Source organism: Brevibacillus sp. Leaf182 (genome assembly GCF_001423865.2).
GTDB lineage: Bacteria > Bacillota > Bacilli > Brevibacillales > Brevibacillaceae > Brevibacillus > Brevibacillus brevis_C.
The window spans coordinates 497,865-519,817 of record NZ_LMPN02000037.1; the positions used below are offsets into that span (position 1 = coordinate 497,865).

Below are 21,953 nucleotides of genomic sequence, written 5' to 3' on the forward strand. Positions count from 1 at the left end.
CGTTAGAGGTTACTTAACAAAAACTTTTTGCGAGCCAATGCTGGTATCGCCATCTTCGAACCATCTGGATGTGACCGTTTTTTTCTTCGTGAAAAAGAGAACGCCATCTTTTCCGTTTGCATGCAAATCACCGTAAAAGGACTGCTTCCAGCCTGAGAAAGCAAAGAAGCCCATCGGAGCAGGCACTCCTACATTGACACCGACCATTCCCGCTTCCACCTGCTGAACGAATTCTCTTCCCCATTTTCCGTTGTTCGTATAGATGGTCGCCCCATTGCCAAAACGCGAGCGGCTGATCGTCTCCAAGCCCTCTTCAAAGTCTTTTACACGCATGACACTCAGAACAGGCGCAAAAATCTCATCGCGGACAATGACCATCTCGGCATCTGCCTTGTCAAAAATCGTTGGCCCGAGGAAGTAACCATCCGGCAGCTTTTTCGCGTCCTCGCGACCATCACGAACCAATGCAGCGCCAGACGCGACACCTTTTTCGATATAGTCATGGACTTTGGACAAGTGAGAATCACGGATGACTGGTCCGAGATCGATGCCCTCCTCCAAACCATTCCCCATCGCAAGAGCACTCGCTTCCTCGATCAGATGCGCGATCAGCTCATCGGCAATCTCTTCAACAGCTACTACAGCGCTGGCTGCCATACACCGCTCTCCTGCACAGCCGAACGCTGAGCTCGTGATTGTTTTTGCCGCGCGCTTCAAATCCGTGTCAGGCATGACCAAATGGTGATTTTTCGCTCCAGCCAGTGCTTGCACACGCTTTCCGTTCGCCGCCGCTGTCTTGTACACATATTCCGCAACTGGCTGCGAGCCGACGAATGAGATCGCCTTAACGTCCGGATGCTCCAACAGACCATTGACGACATCATGCGCTCCGTTTACAACGTTGAATACACCGTCTGGCAGCCCTGCTTCCTTGAGTAGTTCAGCAATCCGAATCGAAGACAGCGGCGTACGCTCCGAGGGCTTCAGGACAAACGTATTTCCTGCGGTAATCGCAATCGGGTACATCCACATCGGAACCATCACCGGGAAGTTAAAGGGAGTAATCCCGCCCACTACCCCCAGCGGAAAACGGATCACCTGACTGTCGATGCTGTTTGCGATATTGGGCAATGTTTCTCCCATCATTAGTGTTGGCATCCCGCAAGCGAACTCTACCATTTCCAGTCCACGCAATAGCTCAGCCTGTGCCTCAGGCAGATTTTTGCCGTTCTCCATGGTGATCATCCGGGCGAGTTCGTCCTCGTGCTTGACGAGAAGACTATGAAAACGAAACATAATACGCGCACGATCCACGACAGGGGTAGCACTCCACCTCACAAACGCTTCCTTCGCAGCAGCAACAGCCATGTCCACATCTTCTTTCGTGGACAGTGGCACGCGTGACAACAATTCTCCTGTTGCCGGATTGGGTACATCCTCAAAACGTGTCGTCAGTGAATCTACCCACTGCCCCCCGATGTAGTTTTTCAACGGATTTCCAACGATTGCTGTGTTCATCCCTTCAACTCCTCACGTTCAATTAATTGACAATTCCATTTTATCCAAAAATAATGCCTGTCAGCACTAGACAAAGCGTAACGCATTACGTAGGGTTAATCATACAGAGTGTAAACGGAAGAGGTGAACCTAATGAGTAACGATTTGCGCCTGACCCTTACAGAAATCATCAAGCGACCATTGTTTCAACATGCCCAAGTGGTGGCGGGGCATCGCGGCCTGTCCCTTCCTGTTCGTTGGGTTCACGTCTTGGAGACTGCCGATACGGGACAGTTTTTAAATGGCGGCGAGCTGATCCTATCCACCGGGCTAGGATTTGGCGAAGAAAAGGAAAAGCGACTTGCGTATTTATCAGAGCTCATTCGGAGAAAAGCAGTTGGACTGTGCATCGAGCTGGGACGTTACATCCCCTCCATCCCTGAGGATATGCTTGAGTTGGCGAACCACCACCAGTTTCCGTTGCTCGTCTTTCATCAGCCTGTGCGCTTTGTGGACATCACGCAAGATTTGCACGAGCATTTGATCCATGCGCAGATGCAAGCACTTCGCAATCTCGAAGCATACTCTCGCAGTTTGCAACAGCTCAGCCTGCAGGCAGCTGGCGTACCCAAGCTATTACAGCATTTTCAGGTCGCGATTCAGATGCAGGTCTTCTATTACGCACCAGATGGCTCCACACAATTTGCCCCTGTGGTACCGCATGATGTTGCAGTGGAGATGAGTGATTTGATGCGGACTCATTTTTCCAATCTGGAAAGTAGTGAAGCTGGCGTCCGCTTCCTTTCTCTATCTGCGACCAGGCAGCTTGCTTATCAACCAGTGATGGCGATGGGTCACGTGCTCGCTTATGTCGGTATTGTCTTGTATGAACGAAGTCCGGATGAGTATTTGCTCCTCACCTTAGACAATACAGTCAGCGCGATGGCCCAAATTTTAATGCGAAAAATGTTTGTGGAGGAACAGGCACTTGCTACCGAAAACCGGCTGTTTGATGATTTGATTGCCAACCGCACCATACCGGAGGAACAAATGCGTTCCTTGCTCGGTATCACGGGCAGCGGTAAAGCCTCGGCCTATCACATGATTATTTTATCGTTTGAGAAGCCGAAGAACTTGGCCGAGGATTCCCTTCCGCCGCACGATCTAACGGCTATCTTCCGCTCCCTATTGACTCGTCATCACTTTCGTCCTTTCATACGTTGCAAGGGCCATCGCTTTTACTTTTTACTGATCGAGCAGAGGCCGCTTGCAGATTCCCGTCGTACTCTGAAAAAAGCCTTTCGCGATGTCAAAAGAATCATGACACAAATGCTAGGGGCGGATGTTCAGCTCTGGATGGGCATCAGTCGAGCCGGGAAACGGTTGTCTGACGCTGGACGACACCTCGCAGAGGCGGAACAGGCACTGGCTTTTTATCAGGAATCATCCAGTCCGTTTTTCGCTGATCTCGGATTGTTCCGACTCCTGTTCCACGTACCTAGTGAGCCTGTGCTAAAGACCTTTATAAGCGATTACCTCGGCCCATTGTTAGCCCATGACCAAGCACACGGCTCCCCGCTCGTGCACACGCTGCGTGTCTATTTGGATGTTAACCTGTCTAAGCAGGAGGCTGCGGAAAAACTGTTCATTCATCGTCAAACGCTCTATCATCGCTTGGAAAAAATCGAAGAAATTCTCGGTGAGGATTACACGGCAACGCAAAACAGGATTTGCCTGGAAATCGCCCTGCGAGCGCGGGACTGGTTAAGCAAAGAAGAGCAGCATCAGTAAAAAAAGACACAACCTTTCATCCTGATCAAAAGATGAAGGTTGTGTCTGTTATTTATTTTCCTGGCTTTTTCATATATAGGCGATACTTCGCTTCTTTTCCATCCGTCAACACAACGCGAATATTGTACAGACCGGATTTTTCCAGATTCACCGTAAGTGGTTCTGGATTGTCGGTGCTTGTTGCAGCAGCAAGCTCTTGTGAACGACTGTTATACACGTACAAATCAATATTGGCATCCTCTTCCCACTCTACGGACAATTCCAAATCACCAGGTTCATTAACACGGATCAAATACTCCATGCTTTTCTGCTTCTTCGTCAGTTTCCCTGTTCGCGCAGGTTCTTTGTCTACAACTGGCGGCTTTTCCTCTTCCTCGTCATCGGCCTTTTGCCATTTACCCGTTGTCGCTAGCGCATACGGCTGAGGTCCTTTCGGGATGTTATAGCCTTCGACCGTCACGGTGTAGGTTCCCTCTTCCGGCTCGGTAATCCATACCTGCTCGACGTTGTTGAGGTTGTCCACTTCATCGTTGTACGGGGCCTCAAAAAAGTCGTTGCCGTTCAGCTTTTCTCCACTTGGTGTCGTCACCTTCAGATTTAAGTCGTTGACGAGCGCACGCTTTGCGACAATGGCAGCGGGATAATCCGTCCACGCAAGCGTAATTGCCAAAGGCTTGGAATCATCCGAGACCTTGACCTTATACGTGACTTTTTCACGCGTGCGAATGCCATCCTTCTCGTCCTTGTAGTCCGTTTCAATCGCATGCTCCAGATTGGCTCGTCCGAAGCCTTGCTCTCGCATGTCTTCATCCAAGTTGTCTGCACTCGTCAACAGCATGGCTTTTACTAATGCACCACTCGGATTTTTTTCCCCTTCTTCCTGCAAAAATTCCCGGATTTGTGCCACACCGCCCGCTAAAATCGGCGTAGCCATGCTCGTGCCGTTCATATATGCGTAATGCTCATTGAAACGCTTGTAGAAATTTTTACTCGGTGCCAGAGAAGAGCGCGTGGACAAGATCGCTGTACCAGGTGCGACAATATCAGGCTTCAAACGTCCGTCCTCCGTTAAGCCGCGACTGCTCGATACCCATACGTCGTCCGCTTTATCAGAGCCCTTACCCAAGTTGGGTCGAACATTTTCCGTAGCGCCAACGGCGATGACGTTTTTAGCAGTGGCTGGGCTCCCAATCGTTTTATAGCCTTTCTCGCCATCGTTTCCAGCCGCAATAAGCACCGTCATATCTGGATGCTCCCATAAAAAGCGATCAAACAGAAGCGATGATAGGCTATAAGCTCCCTTATCATTCGTCCCCCATGAATTGGAGTGAATGCGGGCTCCCTCTTCGTATGCTTCCTGCAAAATGGTCTCGACATCCGTGTTGAGCTTCCCTTTTGCGGTCTCGATGGAATGAAAAACGAGCTTCGCTCCCGGTGCTGTTCCTTTATACTGTCCATCTGATGCTTCTCCTGTGCCCACAATGGAACCGCCTACATGTGTGCCATGACCGTGAACATCACTTGCATCATTCGGTCGCCCAATAGAAATGAGTTTCTCAATCTGGCCTTTAAAATCTGGATGCATCGCTTGAAGTTTCCCTGTATCAAGTCCGGTATCGGCGACGCCAACAATTTGTCCCTTGCCTGTGTACCCTGTCGAGGCTAGCTTGTCCGCATGAATGATAGTAGCTGCCACATCGTTGCGCAGCGTGTTTTCTGGCACGGGGACAACTGCAATGACATCTTCTGATTCGATCACTTGTTCAATCGTTTGCTGATCCATCTTCGCGATTGATATATGCGGAGCATCCTCTGGCGATTGAATGTCTCGTATATCTTGATCCTCCGTCAATTCCGTCATCGCTCGATACATGTCCACCCGTTGATTGAAACCGATGACGGCAACCTCGACCCGCTCTCTGTTGCCTCCTTGAAAGCGAACTTCGGACGATACCTTGGACTTCGGTGTAAACGCCAAAACATCTTCGACAAAGGAAAGCTCCTCAACTTCCCTTCTTACCTGTTCATCCTCAATTTTCGCGATGAATGCATAATCCGGTATGTAATCACCAAGCGTGACGCCGATATCTTCCAGTTCTTCTTTCCACTCCTCACGAACAGGACCGGTTAACTGAATAACGACGAGCTCAGACTCTCTCTTTTTCGACGTAAGCTTGTCCAGTGCAAGACCTTTATCCGCTTCGATCTGGATATTTCCCCGACGCTCTCCCTCTTGCTTGGCATCCGCCGGAATGCCCTCCAGTGAAAGCGTCAGAACAAGTGTCGTGCATAAAGCTGCCTGCCATTTTTTTCGCAAACCAAACACCCTTCCCCCATGGCATAATGAATCCATTTCTATCCATTATAAGAGAAAGGGTGAATTCTCAAAAGAGTAAGAAGGCATAGACATGGGACAAAAACTAATTTTTTGTCCCATCCTCTTCTACCGTCCACTGTAATAGGGGTTGAAAATCGGCCCATGCCAACTGCATCAGCATTTCCTGATTCCATTCCTCCTTCGGAATATCCATCAGTCGCACGGCCTGGTTTTGGATCGCCTCTTGCAATAGGTTATGGCTAAAACGGCCGTTGCCATTCAATCGATGATCACTGACTGCTTTATCCAAAGACTGTGAGATCATTTCCAGCACGTTCTTCTCAATGGCATACCCTACGTCACATGCAGCCTGTTCAAGTATGTGCACGAGTTCCTTCACGGTATAGTCGGCGAACGCAATATATTTTTTAAACCGTGACAAGAGTCCGGGGTTGCTCATCAATAATGAATTCATTTCGAGTGGGTAGCCCGCGAGGACCACGACCAGATTCTCTTCGTGCTTGGTCATCTCTTCTACGAGTGTGTCAACCGCTTCCTGCCCAAAATCCCGCTCTCCCCCGCCGAGCAGCGAATACGCCTCATCGATAAACAAGACACCACCCAATGCTTCTCGAACTTTTCTGCGTGTAAGTGCTGCGGTCTGACCGACATACCCCGCTACCAAATCGGCTCTACTCGCTGTAACAAGATGACCGCGTTTCAAATAGCCGATTTCTTGCAAAATCTGTGCATACAACTGGGCAACCGTCGTCTTCCCTGTGCCTGGATTTCCAGTAAAGACGGCATGCAGCTCAATCGGACTTTTCGGCAGACCTCTTGCTGCGCGTTCTTGCTGGACGGACACATACGCCGCGATTTTTTTCAGCTCGGTTTTCACTTGAGCAAGACCAATCAAAGCTTGCAGCCTGGCTTCTGCATTGCTTTCTTTTTGCGGTGGATCAAAGCCACGGACATCCTCTGGTTTCAGAATCGTAAAGTCATCCCATTTCAGTTCCTTACCGTCTGTCTCGCGTCCTTTAGCAAAGATCGCATCGAGCACGATATTTGTAACTGCCCGTGCATTGCCAAATGTCTCGTCTACTTGCGCTTTTTCAATGCGCTGACGCAGCGTAACTTTTGCCGCCTCTGTCAGCGTAAAATCGTTCCGGACAGCTACTTCTTCTGCGATATGCACTAGTTCGTCCGCTTGATAGTCCGGCAGTAAAAAGTGGCCCGTCTCTGGAAAACGGCTATTCAGCCCAGGATTGGCGTACAAAAAATGACGCATTTCTTCCGGATAGCCCGCCAGCATCACAACAAAGCGTCCTGCAAACTCGCCACTCGTCATAGCGGATACAAGCGTGTCAATCGCCACTTGTCCGTAATCACTACCGGAGCTATCTGGGCGCTTCAAGCTGTATGCTTCATCGATAAACAGAACTCCACCGTCTGCCTGCTTGATCGCTTCCATGACGCGCTGCTCTGTCTGTCCCACGTAAGCGCCGACCAATTGCGAACGATCCACCTCGATGAGCTGTCCTTTTGCCAACAACCCGAGCTCCTGATACAGCTTGGCGATTAAGCGAGCCAAAGTCGTCTTCCCTGTGCCTGGGTTCCCCATCAGCACGAGATGAAGGGGGAGCTGGTCTTTCATATGCCAGCCCTTTTCTTCGCGAAGCTGGCGATACTGCAGAAATTGGGCCAACTGCCGAACCCGATGCTTGATCTCGTCCAAGCCGATCAACTTCTCCAATTGCTCTAAAGCACTCAAATCTTGCTGAGGCGCTTTTTCGCGATCTTCTACCCTTTCGTGCCTTTGCGGCAGGAGCTTTTCTTTCTGTTCTTGCTGGTTCGTTAAAGCGCGAATCGTCTCTTGCAATTGGACGAGCATTTCACTGGAGTAAAAGACCCCGGATAAAGACGCTCCATATGCTTGAACACGTTCTTGCAATTGTACTAATAAATTTTGTCGTTCCGTGTATAACAGCACGAGGGCAGCAGCCGTAGCTTCCGCCTCCGAATCGTTCCACTTTTGCGCTGCTAGTAGCGTCACTTCAGTAAGAGAGCGCCACTTCGTGATTTCAGCCAACTCATTGGTTGCCTGTTCTTCCAGCACCTCAACTGTTCTCCTGCGCATGACGACATTATCCGTTTCACGCACGGACTTGAATTCAGTGAGGAAGACATGGGATCGCAACTGTGAAAAGTACAGCTCCAGCTTAACCTCTCCAGCATAGTGATAATCAGGGGCTAGTTGAAGCGCACGATCTACCCATTCAGCCGCAAGCGTATGGCCTCCTGTTTTGTGCATCCGCAAGGCAGACATCCGCGTCAACACCATCGCTTCCATCCAATCAAGCTCTTCGCCTGGATGTTCTTGACGATGCTGTTCGAGCATTTGCAGGAATGTTAGGCATTCGCCTTCGGATAGTGACTGGATACTGGACGGATTTTCGCTAAAACCTGCAATCAGTACCCTCGGGTCCCGTTCTTCTTGATGCTGCATCTTTAGATTGCTCCTCCCGCTCCATTGTTTCATCCCTGTTGTAGCATATTTAGCCGAACATGAAAAGTCTGTCCGAACATTAGAACTCCCCTTGGATGTTCGCTGCGGTTCTTTTCACCATTTGATGTGTGAACAAGGCCGCCAAAGCAATGAGGATACCAGCCATACCAAATTCAAGCCAGACCCCTCCCCATTCTAACAGCATCGCACCTACAACCGGACCCGCAGCCATCCCCGTATAGCGGATGAAATTGTACACACCAATAGACGTTGCACGCTCTTCTTCAAATACTTCGGATAGCAAAATCGTATGTGCAGGCATACCTACACCCAAGGTTAAGGCAAACAGCGTACTTGTTAAGACAAGCAGGAGAAAAGAAACATCAGCCGCAGTCATAAAAAGAAGCATCGCCAAAGCATTCGAACCGGTCGTCACCAGCAATGTTTTACGTGCCCCCCATCGATTTTGCAATACAGCAGACAGCTTGCTACTGATAATAAAGACGACTGACACGAGCAAGAAAACCAATCCGATCATTTCAACGGAGACTGCGTATTGATTCGTCAATTGGACAGGAAGAAACAGCAGAAAGCAATAATAGGCGTACATTTGACTAAAACCGATCAAAATGACAGACGCACCGACTGGGTGGAGCAAAATATAACGGAAAGACCCTAGTGTAAAACCGCCTGATGATGTAGCTTGATTCCTTTTCGTTTCGGGTAACAGTGCAGCATTGATGCCGACGAGAAAGACTGCGCAGATCGCCAAAAACAAAAAGACCGCAGAATGTCCGCCGATGCCGCCAATCCAGCCACCTAACAGTGGACCAAGTGCCGGACTGAGCGCAAGCAGCATCTGATAAGTACCCATCGCAGATGCACGTTGGATTCCTGTAAATAGGTCTCCAATGATCGTTGCGGCTACGATCGGAATGGCAGCAAACCCTGCCCCTTGTAAAGCCCGGAAAAATAATAGCCCATAAATAGAATCAACCAGATAGCATCCAATTGACGCGATCGTATATAGAATCAGGGCAGGTACCATGACACGTTTTCGGCCGAACCGATCGATAAATGGTCCGTAGATGATTTGCATAATCGCCAGCATGACGGTAAAGATTGACACGGTCCAGTTGATCATGGTTGCACTCGTCTGAAACTCTTTTTGCATGGCTGGTAAAATAGGCATGAACAAATTTTGCGCGAACATACCCAGCATAAGCGTTATCCCAAGTAGGTACAGCACTTTTCTTGGATTCATGGTTGCTCTCCTCTTATCTCGTTAATATTGTGTCCTTGGAAACAATTTTTTCAAAAAAAATAATGAACTCCAATTGTATGTTTCCCCTAATCTTCTGTTGCTTCTCTTATGACCTCATCCAAAAAAGCCAATTCAGCGGGGGAATACCTATCCAAGAATCGGTATACGTCATTCTCCAGGCGTTGATGGTAGTGTTCGTGAATCTCGTTAACCATTTCTCCTACTGATGTCAGCCTGAAAAAAACTTCCTTCTGATTGTCTTCGAGCTGATAGCGCTCGAGTAATCCTTTCTTCAAAAGTTTGACTGTTATTTTGGATATCGCACTCTTTGTTACCCCAATATGCTGAGCAATTGTCGTAACATTGACTCGATCCTTCCTCCCTACCTCTTGAAGGACGTGGAGCTCTGTTACGGATAACCTTCCAACTTTATCGTAATCAGGTACGCTGATTCTGATCTGGCGCAATAGCATTTCTTCACGTAGCTTGCTGCGCTCCTCCTGTTTATGTAGAAAGGTGATCCATCGATTCCAAAGCTTCTTTTTAGGGTCCAATGCAGCATCAGCTCCTCATCTATTTCGATATTTGTTTCCACGGAAACAAAATAACCTTACCATGAGATTTCCTTTTGCACAAGAAAAAACCGCAGCCCTGCATTCGCAAGCTGCGTTCCGAGCCCAGTCTCTATCCATTTAGATTGCCCAATTCCTTGTCCGCACTGAAATGAGCACGAGCAGCCTCAAACACTTCACTTTCCGATCCAGCCGAGATTTTGAAACTCGATACCACTTTCTTGCCGCATCGTACTTGTACGTTATACTGTGAATCCCCATCATACGTTGACTCGAAATGATAATCCTCACCATTGACCTGAATGGTTCGTTCCATGGTTACACCTCCTACCTTAGTGTGACCAAGCAACATGGCAATCATCCAATATTTTGTTGCAAAGAAATCGTTTTTCCCGTTGCGGCTGACTCCATGGCCGCTTCGATAATCAAAAGAGCGATAAGCCCATCTTTTCCTGTGACGATTGGCGTTGTTTGATTCTGGATCGCGTCTACAAAGGCATCGATTACCCCACTATTTGTCTGATGATCGTTTGTCTGTATCGCCCCTGTTCGTTCTACTCTTCTTTCGCCCGTAGCTGTTATAACCTCAATATCCTTTTCTGGATCAGCAAAAATCTTCATGACTCCACGCTCGCCGTACAGAATCGTACTGTTGTCCTCCTCACCGTAGTAGCTCCAGCTAAAGGAAGCCGTACCCACCGCACCCGATTTTGTTCGTAAAAGGCAAACCATATGATCGCATACCTCGATTGGTAGGCCTTCCTCGTCTTTTTTGTCCAAAACGGCTGTTAAGGCACTGACCTGCACGATTTCATCCTGAAGCAAATAACGCAGCAGATCTACTTTATGGATGCCCAAGTCTCCGGCAACACCGAGTGCAGAACGATTCTTTTTAAAAAACCATGTGGCGTTTGTTTTGTTGATACTCCAATGCTCAGGCCCTTTATGTCCGAAGCTTGTTTTAAAGGATAGGATGCGCCCCAGCTCACCTGAATCAATGATCTGACGCGCTTTTTGATGGGCGATAACCAGCCGCTGATTGTGATCGATCATAAGAATCGCACCCGTAGCCTCGGCAGCCGCAAGCATAACCTCTGCATTTTCGCTCGTCGTCGCGATTGGCTTTTCACACAAGACATGTTTTCCAGCCAATAATGCCTCAGTGGTGATGATATGGTGCATTTCGTTCGTCGAGCAGTCGCTGATTGCTTGAATCTCAGGATGATGAACGACCTCTTGCCAGCTAGCCACTACCGTGCCCCCATACTTTGCAACCAGCTTCTGCGCACGATCTGGATTCGGGTCAAACACAAGGAAAAGCTCGACATTTGGATGATGGTGATACTCCGGCGCATGCCGTTCGTTTGCAATGGACCCGCAGCCAATAATGCCTACTTTTATGCTCATGATTGCTCCTCCTTTGTGTTGAACACTCTACAGACTCACCTGTCGTAATGTCATTCACTCTATGAAGTTGTTAGAGGGCACAACGCTGGTTCGACAGCGCTGTGCCCTGCTTCCCTTTTTACAAATCAGCGATGCGATGCGCTTTTTTTCGTGCTAATCGCTTTTCACGAATCCCCTCAAAGATCGAATAAAGAACGGGAACCAATACAAGCGTTACGAGCGTGTGAAAAATCAACCCCGCAATTACCCCGGTAGCAAGCGGCGCCTCTAGTTCCGCTCCTTCCGCAACAGCGAGTCCCATCGGCAGCATACCAAGTATCGCTGTCAGCTTAGTCATAATTACCGGACGAACACGATCTCTCGTGCCCTGTACAATCGCTTCTTCCAATTCCATCCCCCGTGAACGGAGCAGATTGATTCTGTCAATTAACAGAATCGCATTCGAAACAACAATTCCTACCAGCATGATGAGCCCAATCATCGCCATCTCACCAAAGGTTCGCTGCGTGACCACGAATCCGAGAATGACTCCCACCAAGGCCATAGGCAATGACAGCATGATAATAAACGGCTGAGATAACCTCCCAAACTGCGCCACCATGATCACATAGATGAGGGAGATTACCACTACCAGGACGATGATTCCTTGCGTAAAGGTGTTATTCTGTTCCTTCAAATCGCCAGCGATCTCGATCTTGTAACCAGCGGGCAATTCCACTGTCCCCAGCTTGTCATTGATTTGTCTGCCCGCCGTACCAATATCCGTACCCAACAGTTCTGCTGATACCGTGATGATTTGTTCTCCTTTTTCATGTTTGATCGTAATCGGAGATTTGCTGAAATGGAAATCAACCAGTTCGTGTAACGGCACCTGTGAGCCTGTTCCGGTTCGGATCATAATCTGCTGGAGTTGGTCAGGATGTGTTACCCAAGTCTCTGGAAATCTGGCCACAATCGAGGTTTCGATCCCATTTTGACTGAGTGTAGATAGGGGCTGCTCCCCAAGCAACATGCTGATTTGGCTGTCCAATGAATCTGAGTCAACCTGTAATTGAGCCATTGCCTCCTGATTCGGTGTCAGCGTTACTTTTTCCTTCCCTCTTTCAAAGTCATTCCGAATATTGACTACACCAGGGATGCTCGCCAGCATTTCTTCTACCTTTGTGGAAATCGTCCGGGAAACCTCCAAATCCTCGCCCGCGACCTGCAACTCAATAGGTGCCGATTTACCTGAGAATCCAAATGTCATACTCGTTTGTTCCACACCGTCAATTGCATTCAAGCGCCCGTTTACTTCTTGCATAAACTCTTCTTTTTCTTGCGTTCGTTGCGACTTGGTCACTAATGAAATATTTAACTCGACTGTCTCTTTCTTTGCCGTAAAAAAGACTTGATTCACGTCGGACAACTCTCTCAACGCTTTTTCCGCTTCAACTGCGACTGTTCGCGCCTGTTCCAAACTAGTGCCATCGGGCATCGTTAGTGTGGCAAAAATTTGATTCTCATTGGCATTCAAGCCATTTCCTATTTTAATCAATGGGAAGAGACTCAAGGCCCCTGCAAACACCCCAAAAGCCACCAGCAATGTGAGAACGCGATGACGAAGGGTTAACAGCAGTAATCGCTGAAAGAGAGAAACAATCCCCGTTTTCCCTTTTTCGCTACGGGGCTGCAACTGTTTATCATGTTGGAGAAAACGCTCGGAAAAAATCGGAACAAACAGAAAAGCTGCAATCGTTGACGCAAGAATCGTAGAGGTAACGGTAAACGCAATGGTATGAAGAATAGGCTTCAGCCACTGTTCAAAATCCGCGACCACAAGCGGTAAAAATACAATAATCAAAGTTAATTGGGATGCAAAAACAGGTGCAATGACTTCTTTTGAGCCCTGAACGATGGCCTGTTTCAACTGCATTCCCTTTTCTCTCAAATGATAAATACTCTCCAGAACAACGATCGCGGCGTCAACAATCAATCCGATTGACAAGCTCAGTGATATCAATACCACCATGTCAATGTTGTATCCGGCAGCTTTTAAAGCGATGAAAGTCATCAGGATGGAGAGAGGCAGCGTCGTTGCAATGACCATCGTCACACGCCAATTTCGCAGGAATACCCAGAGTACGAGGATTGCCAATATTCCCCCGATGACAACATCTCGACTCAAATTGGTGATCGCTTTTTTAATAAAGGAGACGGATTCAAACATGACTCTCAGCTCGTAGTTTCCGCCCCCCTCATCATTGATTTGCCTTACAACTTCTTCGACTTTCTTCTGTGTAGTGATCAGGTCACTCCCCGCAGCCCTCTTTACACTGATTTGCACAAAGAGGTTTCCTTCTGTCATGGAAATAGCGTCCTTCACGCTTCCGCGCAAGTCACTCACCATTGCCAATTGTTCAAGTGCAACCTTGCCCTTCGGTGTCTTGATCAAAATAGCTTTGAATTCTTCTACATTTTTTAAGCTGTTGTCAATCATCACAACGGTGTCGAAACCTGGATTCTCCAATATCCCCACGGCTTTTTTCCAATTGGCACCCTGTAGCTGACCAACAACATCCGCTGCTGTCGTTCGATAGGCAGTAAGCCGTTCAGGACGAAATGTTATCGCAACCTTATTTTCAAAACCGTCCTCGGATACGACCACTTCCTTCACACCCGGGACGGATTCTATTCGATCCTTAATGGTCGTCTTCAGCAAGGTGAGCATGGTCTGTGTATCGGCACCCACCATTGCGTAGTCGATTAAGTCCTCATCACCTAAATTCGTTTGAGTGACGGTTACGGTATCTACTACTTTGGGAAACTCGTTGCGCAGCCGATTCACAATATTTTGTGTCTCTTGCTTGACCTTTTCACCTTCCCCATCCTCTGCAAGGATCGAGATGCCAGAAAACCCCGTCCCTGTCTTCGATGAGAAATTTTTAATCCCAGCCAAAGATTTCAATTCCTGCTCTATTTTTTTCGTGACCTTTTCCACCATCTCTTCAGGCGGCAGTGCTCCTCCTGAAATATTCACTTCAATCCAAGGCAAATTCGTTTTCGGTACAAGCTCCACGTGGAAAGAAAAGAGAGCACCGATTCCGGTAAGCACGATGAGGAATGTGCACAAATAGAGGATCACTTTTCGTTTCAGCAAAAAGAGAATGACCTTGTCCATCGGTTACTCCCCTTTCACCTTAACGACTTCTCCTTCGGCATAGTACGTTATGCCGGAGATCAGAATTTGATTGCCTGACTGTAGACCCGATAAAATCTCAACGTTATTTCCAAAAATTTGCCCCACTTCCACGTCGCGTCTCTTGATCACATCATTCTCGACAACCATGACGAAGCGCTGTGTTTCTTTAATGCCCACACTTTGGACGGGAACGAGCACTCCGTTCACTTTGCGCGACATCTCTACAGTCGCGACCATGCCCTCAATCAACTTGTTGTCATTATTGGAAACAGCTAACTCTACAAGATACTTTCCCGTTTCCTGGTTAAGTACAGGCGAGATAAATGTAATGGTCCCTGTACTTTTGCCCTTTCCCTCTACTGCCACAGGCACCGTGTCCCCTTGTTTGTAATTTTCCATCACATCCAATGGGACATCGACCTTCAGCTTCACTTCCGAGCTATCAACCAGGTGAATGATACTTTCACCTGGTTGGGCAAGACTGCCTGCCTTTTGGGTCACATCAATGACCGTACCACTAAATGGCGCAATGAGTTGCGTTTCTTGAAGGGTTTTCTTTGCGAGCTCTACTTCACTGGCCGCTTGTTTCAAATCGGCATCGGCACTGGCAATCTCGTTGACTTCCGCACCCTTTAGCAGCTTATCCAACGTAATTCGCGCCTCTTGTAGTGAAATCTCGATTTGCTCTTTTTCCGACTGCGCACTATCCAGCTCACTCTGCGAAATAGCGCCGCCCTTAAACAGCTCCTGGGCCGTCTCCCATTTCCGTTGCGCATCCTTCATGCGCTTTTCCTGGCTATCCACTGCCAAGCGCTGCTTGCTGATGAGATCGGCGCTCGCTCCTTGCAACGTTTTTGAACGCAACGCAGATGCACTTTGAACCTGACTTTGTGCCGCTTCCAGCCCTTTTTGATAATAGTTCGTATTTAATGAACTTAATACCTGGCCCTGTGTCACCTTTGCCCCTTTTGTTACGTTCATTCGTTCAATCGTACCAGAAGCTCCAAAGGCTAGATGGCTCTCCTGTTTGTATTCAACGAAAGCAGTAAGTGGTATCGGCAAGGAATCCGTCTGTTTTACGGTGTGCACCTGCACGATCTTTTGTTTGGTTTGCTCCGTTTCCTGTTTCGTTTCCACTCCACATCCCGTGATGAACATCAGTACAACGGTCAAAACGACATAGCGCATACTCTTCACGTAGAGTCCTCCAGTAGTTTTGTCATTGTCTTTTTGAATGAAACTGACATCATATTTTCTCTCTCTATCTTGACCTTGCTCAAGCAGACTTGTCTGTAGCTACCACCTGCTCTTCTTTTTTCTTAAAGTATTGACTCACTTGCTTGTTCAGATGAGCGATCAAGGCGATCACAAAAATGACGGCACCTGAGGCCAACAAGAGATACGGCCAATAAACGGCCTCCAGTAAAATACCGTACAACCAGATCCCAAACGGTACGGCCACACCGGTAAAAGTGCCGACCACTCCAAACATACTGGCACGCAAATGCTCAGGTGTGTTCAATTGAACAAAGGTAAAGATCGGAATGTTCCCCATGGAGTTGAAGATCGCGGAGACTGATAAAATTCCGACAAACACGCCCGTAATGATCCACGAGGCGTTACTCGTTTCCGGAACAAAAATCGGAAAGATCCACGTCATCAAGAGAATCCCTTGCACTTGAATCAGAAGGAAGATTTTATTCTCAACGTATTTGCTCACCTTTTTCATAGAGACAATAGCCGCTCCGATAATGATCCCGATAAACCAGGAGGACTGAATAAAGGAGAATTGCTCCACCGATAATTTTTCGGCTTGATAGGCAATATGCAGCAGCCCCACATACATGAGCGGAGGGAAAATAAAGTTGAGCACAAGGAAAATCAGGAACAAGTACTTGATGACGACCTGTTCACGGATATATTGGAAGACTTCCTTGATTGTTTCTGTATAGCTTTGCGTTGTCTCCTGTACTGCCTCGGTCTTGCGGAAACGGAGGAACATCTGCAAGATCCCTGCTCCGATAAAAGAAAGACCATCTATCAGCAAAATCATTTCCATCCCCAGCAAGCCGTAGGCCACCGCCCCTACCAAAGGACCCGCTACATTAAGGATGGCGCTGATCGCTTGGTAAATTGAGTTCATACTACCTACTCTTTCCTCATTTACCAGCTCAGGAATCGATGCTTGTAAAGCGAGATACGTAAAAGCCTGAATGGTACTGATCAAAAAGGCGTATCCGACAAATAGCCATAGATTCGTAGGAAACTGAAGGAAAAACAGTAAAAACAGGAGAACTAGCGCACCACTAAGCAGTTCGGTGACAACCATGATTGTTTTCTTGTTGTGTCTATCAATATAGGCGCCTGCAAAAATATTAATCAGCACCCCTGGCAAGTACGAAAAGCCCAAAACAGTTGCAAATGCAGCGGAAGAACCCGTCATATCCGCAATGTACAGGGCAAGAGCAAATTTGTAGACACCACTACCTAATTCTGTAATGAAACGAGTAAAAGAAAAGAGAAAAATATTTAAACCGTATGATTGTTTGCCCATCTTAACCTCCCTGAATAGTAATCCCTCTAGCTGACGCACTATGTCGGCCAGATGATCCCGCTACACCCCACGGACAATAAACCCGGAATAGAGCGGAATCCATCTGCCGATTGTCAATACGATGCCTAGGCCTCTCTTAGCGTATGACTAGAGGCATTCCTATCAATTTTTTCGCTTCCTCTTCCAAGATCACTCGTAGCTTCCTTTCATCCTCGCGATATGGCAGCGCCATAAAAATAGTCATTTTGCCCATGGATGTATAGGAAGCCTCAAAGAGAATACGCTTCTTTCCTTTTATAAACAGGTAATCGTATTCACTTGGTTGATGACTCTTGTTCTGCTCACCCAGAAAGTTGCAAATAATAGGTGTCATCTGCATGGATCGGATGAGTGAGTGATGGGAAAGAGGATAATTTTGTGTTACGTCAGGATTTTGCACGAGATTGGCGAAATGGATGTTCCTATCCTTTGCGAGATCCAACCGAACCTTCACATACGCTTCCAACTCATTCAGACTCCATGCCGGATCAATATGAAGCGGAATATGATCGATACACTCGCCAAGCACATCGAAGAAATGGTTCCCCATAAAGGATCTGCCAAAGTTCATGAGAAGAACGGGTGCCTTGTGGACTCCATAACTTCTTTCACAAAATCTGGCCAGAAGAGCAATCGGAATCCGGGCATTTTCTGTCTCCTGCGGGTTGTCCATATCTAGTTCGCAGGTAACAATCGTGTAGCCGTCCAAAGTGGATGAAGATGGAAGCTGTCTTTCAATGGACAAAAGACTATTCTCAAATGCGTGAAGGTCAAATTCCTCCATAATCTGCTGATCTTCGATTCCGACTGGACCCTTCGTAATTTGTCGGACAAAGTCCCAATACGTATTCCGATCATTCTCCGAGAGGTCTGAGTCATTCTCCAAAGCTTCGTAATACAGGTTCATGTCGTTTTGCAGGACCTCGCTGCTAATTAAATCAAAAATGAGATGCGACGCCGGGAATATAAACGAATACTCTTTCTCGCTTTCTTTCAGCAAGATTACTTTGTATGACAAAGAGCTGATCGAATCATGCTGCTTGTAAAAATATTCGCTCTGTAAAAGATGGCGCACCGCTTCTTTTCTTTCTTGCGAATCGCCCGATACATCAACAACAGGGAGGTGAATTTCACTAGGGCAAGGATATTCTTTCCAATATGGCTCTTCTTCCTCAAAATCCAACGTGCAACGCAGTAAATGATGCCGCTCTAAGATGGTAAGAAAGGCTTTTTCCAACGTCTTAGGATCGATCATCCGCTCAAAGTGAATCACCGTTCCAGAAATGTCCTTTTCCTGTACATGATAGCGCTGTGAAGGTGACAGCGGCCGTCTGATAAAGGTCTGCTGATTGACGATTGCCTCCGAATAACGAAGGAGCTTCGTATCGAGGTCGTTGACGAGGCACTCCTGCCATGACAGGGTATCTTTCTCATCAAGCGTAGCCTTTTGGAAATGATTCTTCTCTTTCTCCCATGCTTTTTGGGAGAGATCCAGATATTGAATAGCGTGCGGCTGAATCGAAGGATCACAAGACCTACGCAATAAGGACAGGATTTCTTGGTGTTTGCCCTGCGCATTTTCCTCCACGTACAGAACAGCTCGGTGCTTGCTGCCGAACGGTACCTCTACATAGTTGCTTCGTACTTGAAAATGGGCGTAGATCAAGGTTTCCAGCTCTTTTTTATCTTGCGCTTTTGTGGTGCGAATCCGGTTTACTGTATCTACATATCCAGCTAGCGCTCTGACTGTATCGTATTGGAAGATCGTTTGAATCTTCACTTCAATGCCTTCCTTATACAGACGCGCTACCAGTTGGATCGCTTTGAGAGAATGCCCGCCCAGATCATAAAAATGGTCATCCACACTGATTTCCTGTAGGTCGAGCACTTCTTTCCAGATTTCCGCCAGCTTCATCTCCTGTTCTGTAACAGGGGGATTCAGTTGCTTACTCGCCTCCCGGATCATGACAGGCTCAGGTAATGCCCTCCGATCTATTTTTCCATTCGGTGTTACAGGCATTCTCTCAAGGACGTGGATATACGTAGGTACCATATAAGCTGGAAGGGTAGCCAAAAGCTCCTGACGCAAATCTCTGTTCCACTCAGGCTGCTCCCAGACCAGATAAGCGATCAGGCAGGCATCTCCTCCCTGCTCTTTTTTGGCCAGCACGACTGCTTCCTTCACTCCTGCCTGTGATTGGATCACGTTTTCAACCTCATCAAGCTCGATACGGAAACCGCGTATCTTGACCTGGTTGTCCATTCGCCCCAAATATTCCAAACTTCCATCCGCAAGCCATTTCACCATATCTCCCGTCTTGTAGAGCCTCGAACCGGAAAGAAACGGATCTGCCACAAATTTCTCGTTCGTCAATTCCTCACGATTGATGTAGCCATCAGCGACGCTAATGCCCGCGATAGCTAGCTCACCAGGAATTCCCTGGGGCTGCAAATGACCATGCGGATCGAGCACGTATACGTTTGTGTTGGCAATGGGCTTTCCGATCGGTACTTGCTGCGGCAGCTCCTCTTGCCCTTCATACGTCCAAGTCGTCGCACAAATGGTTGTTTCGGTTGGACCATATGCGTTGATGTATCGGCAATGCGCGCTCCATTTATGGACGAGCTCCCAGTTTGTTGCGGAGCCTGCGGTGATTAACGTTTGCAGTTTCGGGAAATTTTCCGGCTCCAAATACGTCACAAAAGTAGGCGGGAGCGTCGCAACTGTTACTTCATGTCGCAGCAGATACTCACTGAAAGTCTGGGAATCGAGTACGACATCCTTTGAAACCACAACCAGTCTCGCCCCTGTCAATACCCCCATCGTAAACTCCCAGACAGAGGCATCAAACGAGATACTGGCAAACTGCAACACTTTGTCATGCTGGGAAATACCGAGATCGTTGATGAAAAACTGCTGGAGGTTGGCAATTCCGATGTGGTGCAGCCTTACCCCCTTTGGCTTCCCCGTTGACCCGGATGTATAAATAACGTAGGCCAGATCACTGGAACGATGAAGGGTCTGTACATCAGATGTAACGCCGTTGTATACGCTCCGATCATCAAGATTGATCAACATTGCTGCTGGAAGAATACGCTCTGCATACGCCACAGTCGGATCATGGATCAAAACAATGTTTGCCCCGCTATCTTCGATCATATAGCTGATCCGTTCGCTCGGATGGTCTGTGCTAATTGGGAGAAAGGCACCGCCCGCTTTCAAAACGGCCAAGATGGCAAGGCTGTAAGCGGTAGAGCGCTCCACCATCACACCAACAATGCTGCCCGGTTTTACCCCTTTCTCACGCAGCATGTGGGCCAGCGCATCGGATTTGTCATCTAATTCCTGATACGTGTAGGTGCCTTCCTGATCGACCACGGCAATGTGATGTGGTCCCTTTTTGACCTGTTCCTTAAATAGCTGGTCGATGGTTTGACTTTGATCAACCAGCATCTCCGTATCATTCCATTGTTGCAGAATAAGGGCCTGCTCCTCGTCCGTGACCATTTGCATGTTTGCAAGCGGCTGGTCGGGATTGCGGACGACACTTTGAATCAACTGATTCAAATGCGCTCGGACTTTTTGCAGATAAGCATCGCTGTAAGCAAGTGCATTATAGATAAAGTGAATTTCTAATTCCTTTCCGGGAATAATGCACAAGTTGAAGTCGTAGCTGGTTTGCTCATATCCTTGGACGTCCGTGATTCCGAATAAACCGCCTTTTCCATCTTCGTCGAATGCCTCCTCCTTCAATGGATAGTTTTCAAAGACCATGAGATGCTGAATCAGGTTTTGTTTTAATGCGGTTTCGGACTGAATATCCGCCAGAGACAAGTATTGGTAGCTGCTTGTGGCTGTGAAGAATTGTTGCACCTGCCCGAGCAACTCCGAAAATGTCTGTTTGCCTTCACTGCGAATTCGCATTGGGATCGTATTGACAAACAATCCAACCATTTCTTCTACGCCAATGAGCTCGGAGGGACGTCCCGAAACGACGGAGCCGAAGACAACGTCTTTGGCATAATTGTATCGTTGCAGCAACAATCCCCAGAGGGAATGAAAGACGATACTCAGTGTCACATCATTTGATCTCGCTATCTGCTCCAAACGGGCAGTCGTTTCCTGATCAATGCGAAACACGATCGATTCTCGTTGGTACCCGTTACCGGTTGAAAGATATTCAACCGGTAACGGAGATTGCTGATCAAATCCATCCAAGCTATCTCGCCAAAACGAGAGTCCCTCTTGTTTGTTTTGCTTGCCAAGCCAGGTGACATAGCTACTGAACGAATACGGTGGAGCAAGCTCAGCCTTCTTATTTTGAAGATAAGAGTGATAGATATGGAAAAAGTCTTTTGCGACAATCCCCAAGCACCAGCCGTCCATAATAATATGGTGGAAACTCCACACCATCTTGAATTTTGATTCACTCAATTTCATAACGGTAATCCGAAACAACAGATCTTTTTCCAGATCAAATCTATTGCTCCGATCCCTTACAAGAAATTGCTCCACAAATGCTTCTTGTTCATCCTGAGTCAGGTCAGAGATGTCCTCAATCTGAATAGCTGCCTCTCTTTGCTTCAACACGATTTGCAGAGGCTTTTTACTTTCTTTATAGTGAAAGACTGTTCGCAGGATATCGAATCTTTCGACGAGGTCGCGAAAGCTCTGATCAAGGAGATCAAGCCGCAACGACTCCTCCATCGTAATCACCGTTTGTTCGAAGTGAACCTCTGATTCAGGATGAAGGATAAAGTGATACAGCATGCCTTCTTGCATAGGTGTCAAGCGGTATATATTTTTAATCTGAACACCATTCAA

Annotated in this window: 12 protein-coding genes; 1 reads left to right on the top strand and 11 read right to left on the bottom strand. The window is 47.7% G+C overall.

Going from position 1 to position 21,953, the window contains the following annotated elements; all coding sequences use genetic code 11:
* Positions 1–9: 9 nt before the first annotated feature.
* Positions 10–1,518 carry a CoA-acylating methylmalonate-semialdehyde dehydrogenase gene (locus ASG16_RS29300; RefSeq protein ID WP_056488070.1) on the bottom strand — a complete coding sequence of 503 codons (1,509 nt, stop codon included), beginning with the start codon at positions 1,516–1,518 and terminating at the stop codon, positions 10–12.
* A gap of 132 nt (positions 1,519–1,650) precedes the next feature.
* Between ASG16_RS29300 and ASG16_RS29305 the strand changes: the two genes are divergently transcribed.
* Positions 1,651–3,288 (top strand): PucR family transcriptional regulator, encoded by a 1,638-nt coding sequence (locus ASG16_RS29305; RefSeq protein WP_056488072.1) that lies wholly within the window; start codon positions 1,651–1,653, stop codon positions 3,286–3,288.
* A 52-nt stretch (positions 3,289–3,340) separates the two neighbouring features.
* Here the strand turns inward: ASG16_RS29305 and ASG16_RS29310 are convergent, their stop codons facing one another.
* The 10 genes from ASG16_RS29310 to ASG16_RS29355 all read right to left on the bottom strand — a co-directional run bounded on the left by ASG16_RS29310 (position 3,341) and on the right by ASG16_RS29355 (position 21,953).
* The gene (locus ASG16_RS29310) at positions 3,341–5,614 is read right to left on the bottom strand and encodes a S8 family serine peptidase (RefSeq protein WP_056488075.1); all 2,274 of its coding nucleotides are present in this window, start codon (positions 5,612–5,614) and stop codon (positions 3,341–3,343) included.
* A 94-nt stretch (positions 5,615–5,708) separates the two neighbouring features.
* On the bottom strand, positions 5,709–8,111 hold the full coding sequence (locus tag ASG16_RS29315; RefSeq protein WP_056488077.1) for an AAA family ATPase: 2,403 nt from the start codon (positions 8,109–8,111) through the stop codon (positions 5,709–5,711).
* Between the two features lie 79 nt (positions 8,112–8,190).
* On the bottom strand, positions 8,191–9,375 hold the full coding sequence (locus ASG16_RS29320; RefSeq protein WP_056488080.1) for an MFS transporter: 1,185 nt from the start codon (positions 9,373–9,375) through the stop codon (positions 8,191–8,193).
* Positions 9,376–9,461: 86 nt separating this feature from the next.
* Positions 9,462–9,929: a MarR family transcriptional regulator gene (locus tag ASG16_RS29325; RefSeq protein ID WP_056488083.1), complete on the bottom strand. Its 468-nt coding sequence runs from the start codon at positions 9,927–9,929 to the stop codon at positions 9,462–9,464.
* 130 nt (positions 9,930–10,059) lie between these two features.
* Complete coding sequence (locus tag ASG16_RS29330) at positions 10,060–10,263, bottom strand: hypothetical protein (protein ID WP_026043127.1); 204 nt, start codon at positions 10,261–10,263, stop codon at positions 10,060–10,062.
* 41 nt (positions 10,264–10,304) lie between these two features.
* The gene (locus tag ASG16_RS29335; RefSeq protein ID WP_056488086.1) at positions 10,305–11,354 is read right to left on the bottom strand and encodes a Gfo/Idh/MocA family protein; all 1,050 of its coding nucleotides are present in this window, start codon (positions 11,352–11,354) and stop codon (positions 10,305–10,307) included.
* A 118-nt stretch (positions 11,355–11,472) separates the two neighbouring features.
* Positions 11,473–14,514, bottom strand: a complete 3,042-nt coding sequence (locus tag ASG16_RS29340; protein ID WP_056488087.1) for an efflux RND transporter permease subunit — start codon at positions 14,512–14,514, stop codon at positions 11,473–11,475.
* Positions 14,515–14,517: 3 nt separating this feature from the next.
* Positions 14,518–15,723 carry an efflux RND transporter periplasmic adaptor subunit gene (locus ASG16_RS29345; protein WP_241970866.1) on the bottom strand — a complete coding sequence of 402 codons (1,206 nt, stop codon included), beginning with the start codon at positions 15,721–15,723 and terminating at the stop codon, positions 14,518–14,520.
* Between the two features lie 88 nt (positions 15,724–15,811).
* A complete protein-coding gene (locus ASG16_RS29350) occupies positions 15,812–17,089 on the bottom strand; it encodes an MFS transporter (RefSeq protein WP_056488089.1) in 1,278 nt (425 codons plus the stop codon).
* Positions 17,090–17,225: 136 nt separating this feature from the next.
* Complete coding sequence (locus ASG16_RS29355) at positions 17,226–21,953, bottom strand: non-ribosomal peptide synthetase (protein ID WP_056488090.1); 4,728 nt, start codon at positions 21,951–21,953, stop codon at positions 17,226–17,228.

Coding starts and splice junctions, on each gene's coding strand:
- ASG16_RS29300 (WP_056488070.1), bottom strand. CDS start 1,518: ATGAACACAGCAATCGTTGGAAATCCGTTGAAAAACTACATCGGGGGG.
- ASG16_RS29305 (WP_056488072.1), top strand. CDS start 1,651: ATGAGTAACGATTTGCGCCTGACCCTTACAGAAATCATCAAGCGACCA.
- ASG16_RS29315 (WP_056488077.1), bottom strand. CDS start 8,111: ATGCAGCATCAAGAAGAACGGGACCCGAGGGTACTGATTGCAGGTTTT.
- ASG16_RS29330 (WP_026043127.1), bottom strand. CDS start 10,263: ATGGAACGAACCATTCAGGTCAATGGTGAGGATTATCATTTCGAGTCA.
- ASG16_RS29320 (WP_056488080.1), bottom strand. CDS start 9,375: ATGAATCCAAGAAAAGTGCTGTACCTACTTGGGATAACGCTTATGCTG.
- ASG16_RS29335 (WP_056488086.1), bottom strand. CDS start 11,354: ATGAGCATAAAAGTAGGCATTATTGGCTGCGGGTCCATTGCAAACGAA.
- ASG16_RS29340 (WP_056488087.1), bottom strand. CDS start 14,514: ATGGACAAGGTCATTCTCTTTTTGCTGAAACGAAAAGTGATCCTCTAT.
- ASG16_RS29350 (WP_056488089.1), bottom strand. CDS start 17,089: ATGGGCAAACAATCATACGGTTTAAATATTTTTCTCTTTTCTTTTACT.
- ASG16_RS29345 (WP_241970866.1), bottom strand. CDS start 15,723: ATGCGCTATGTCGTTTTGACCGTTGTACTGATGTTCATCACGGGATGT.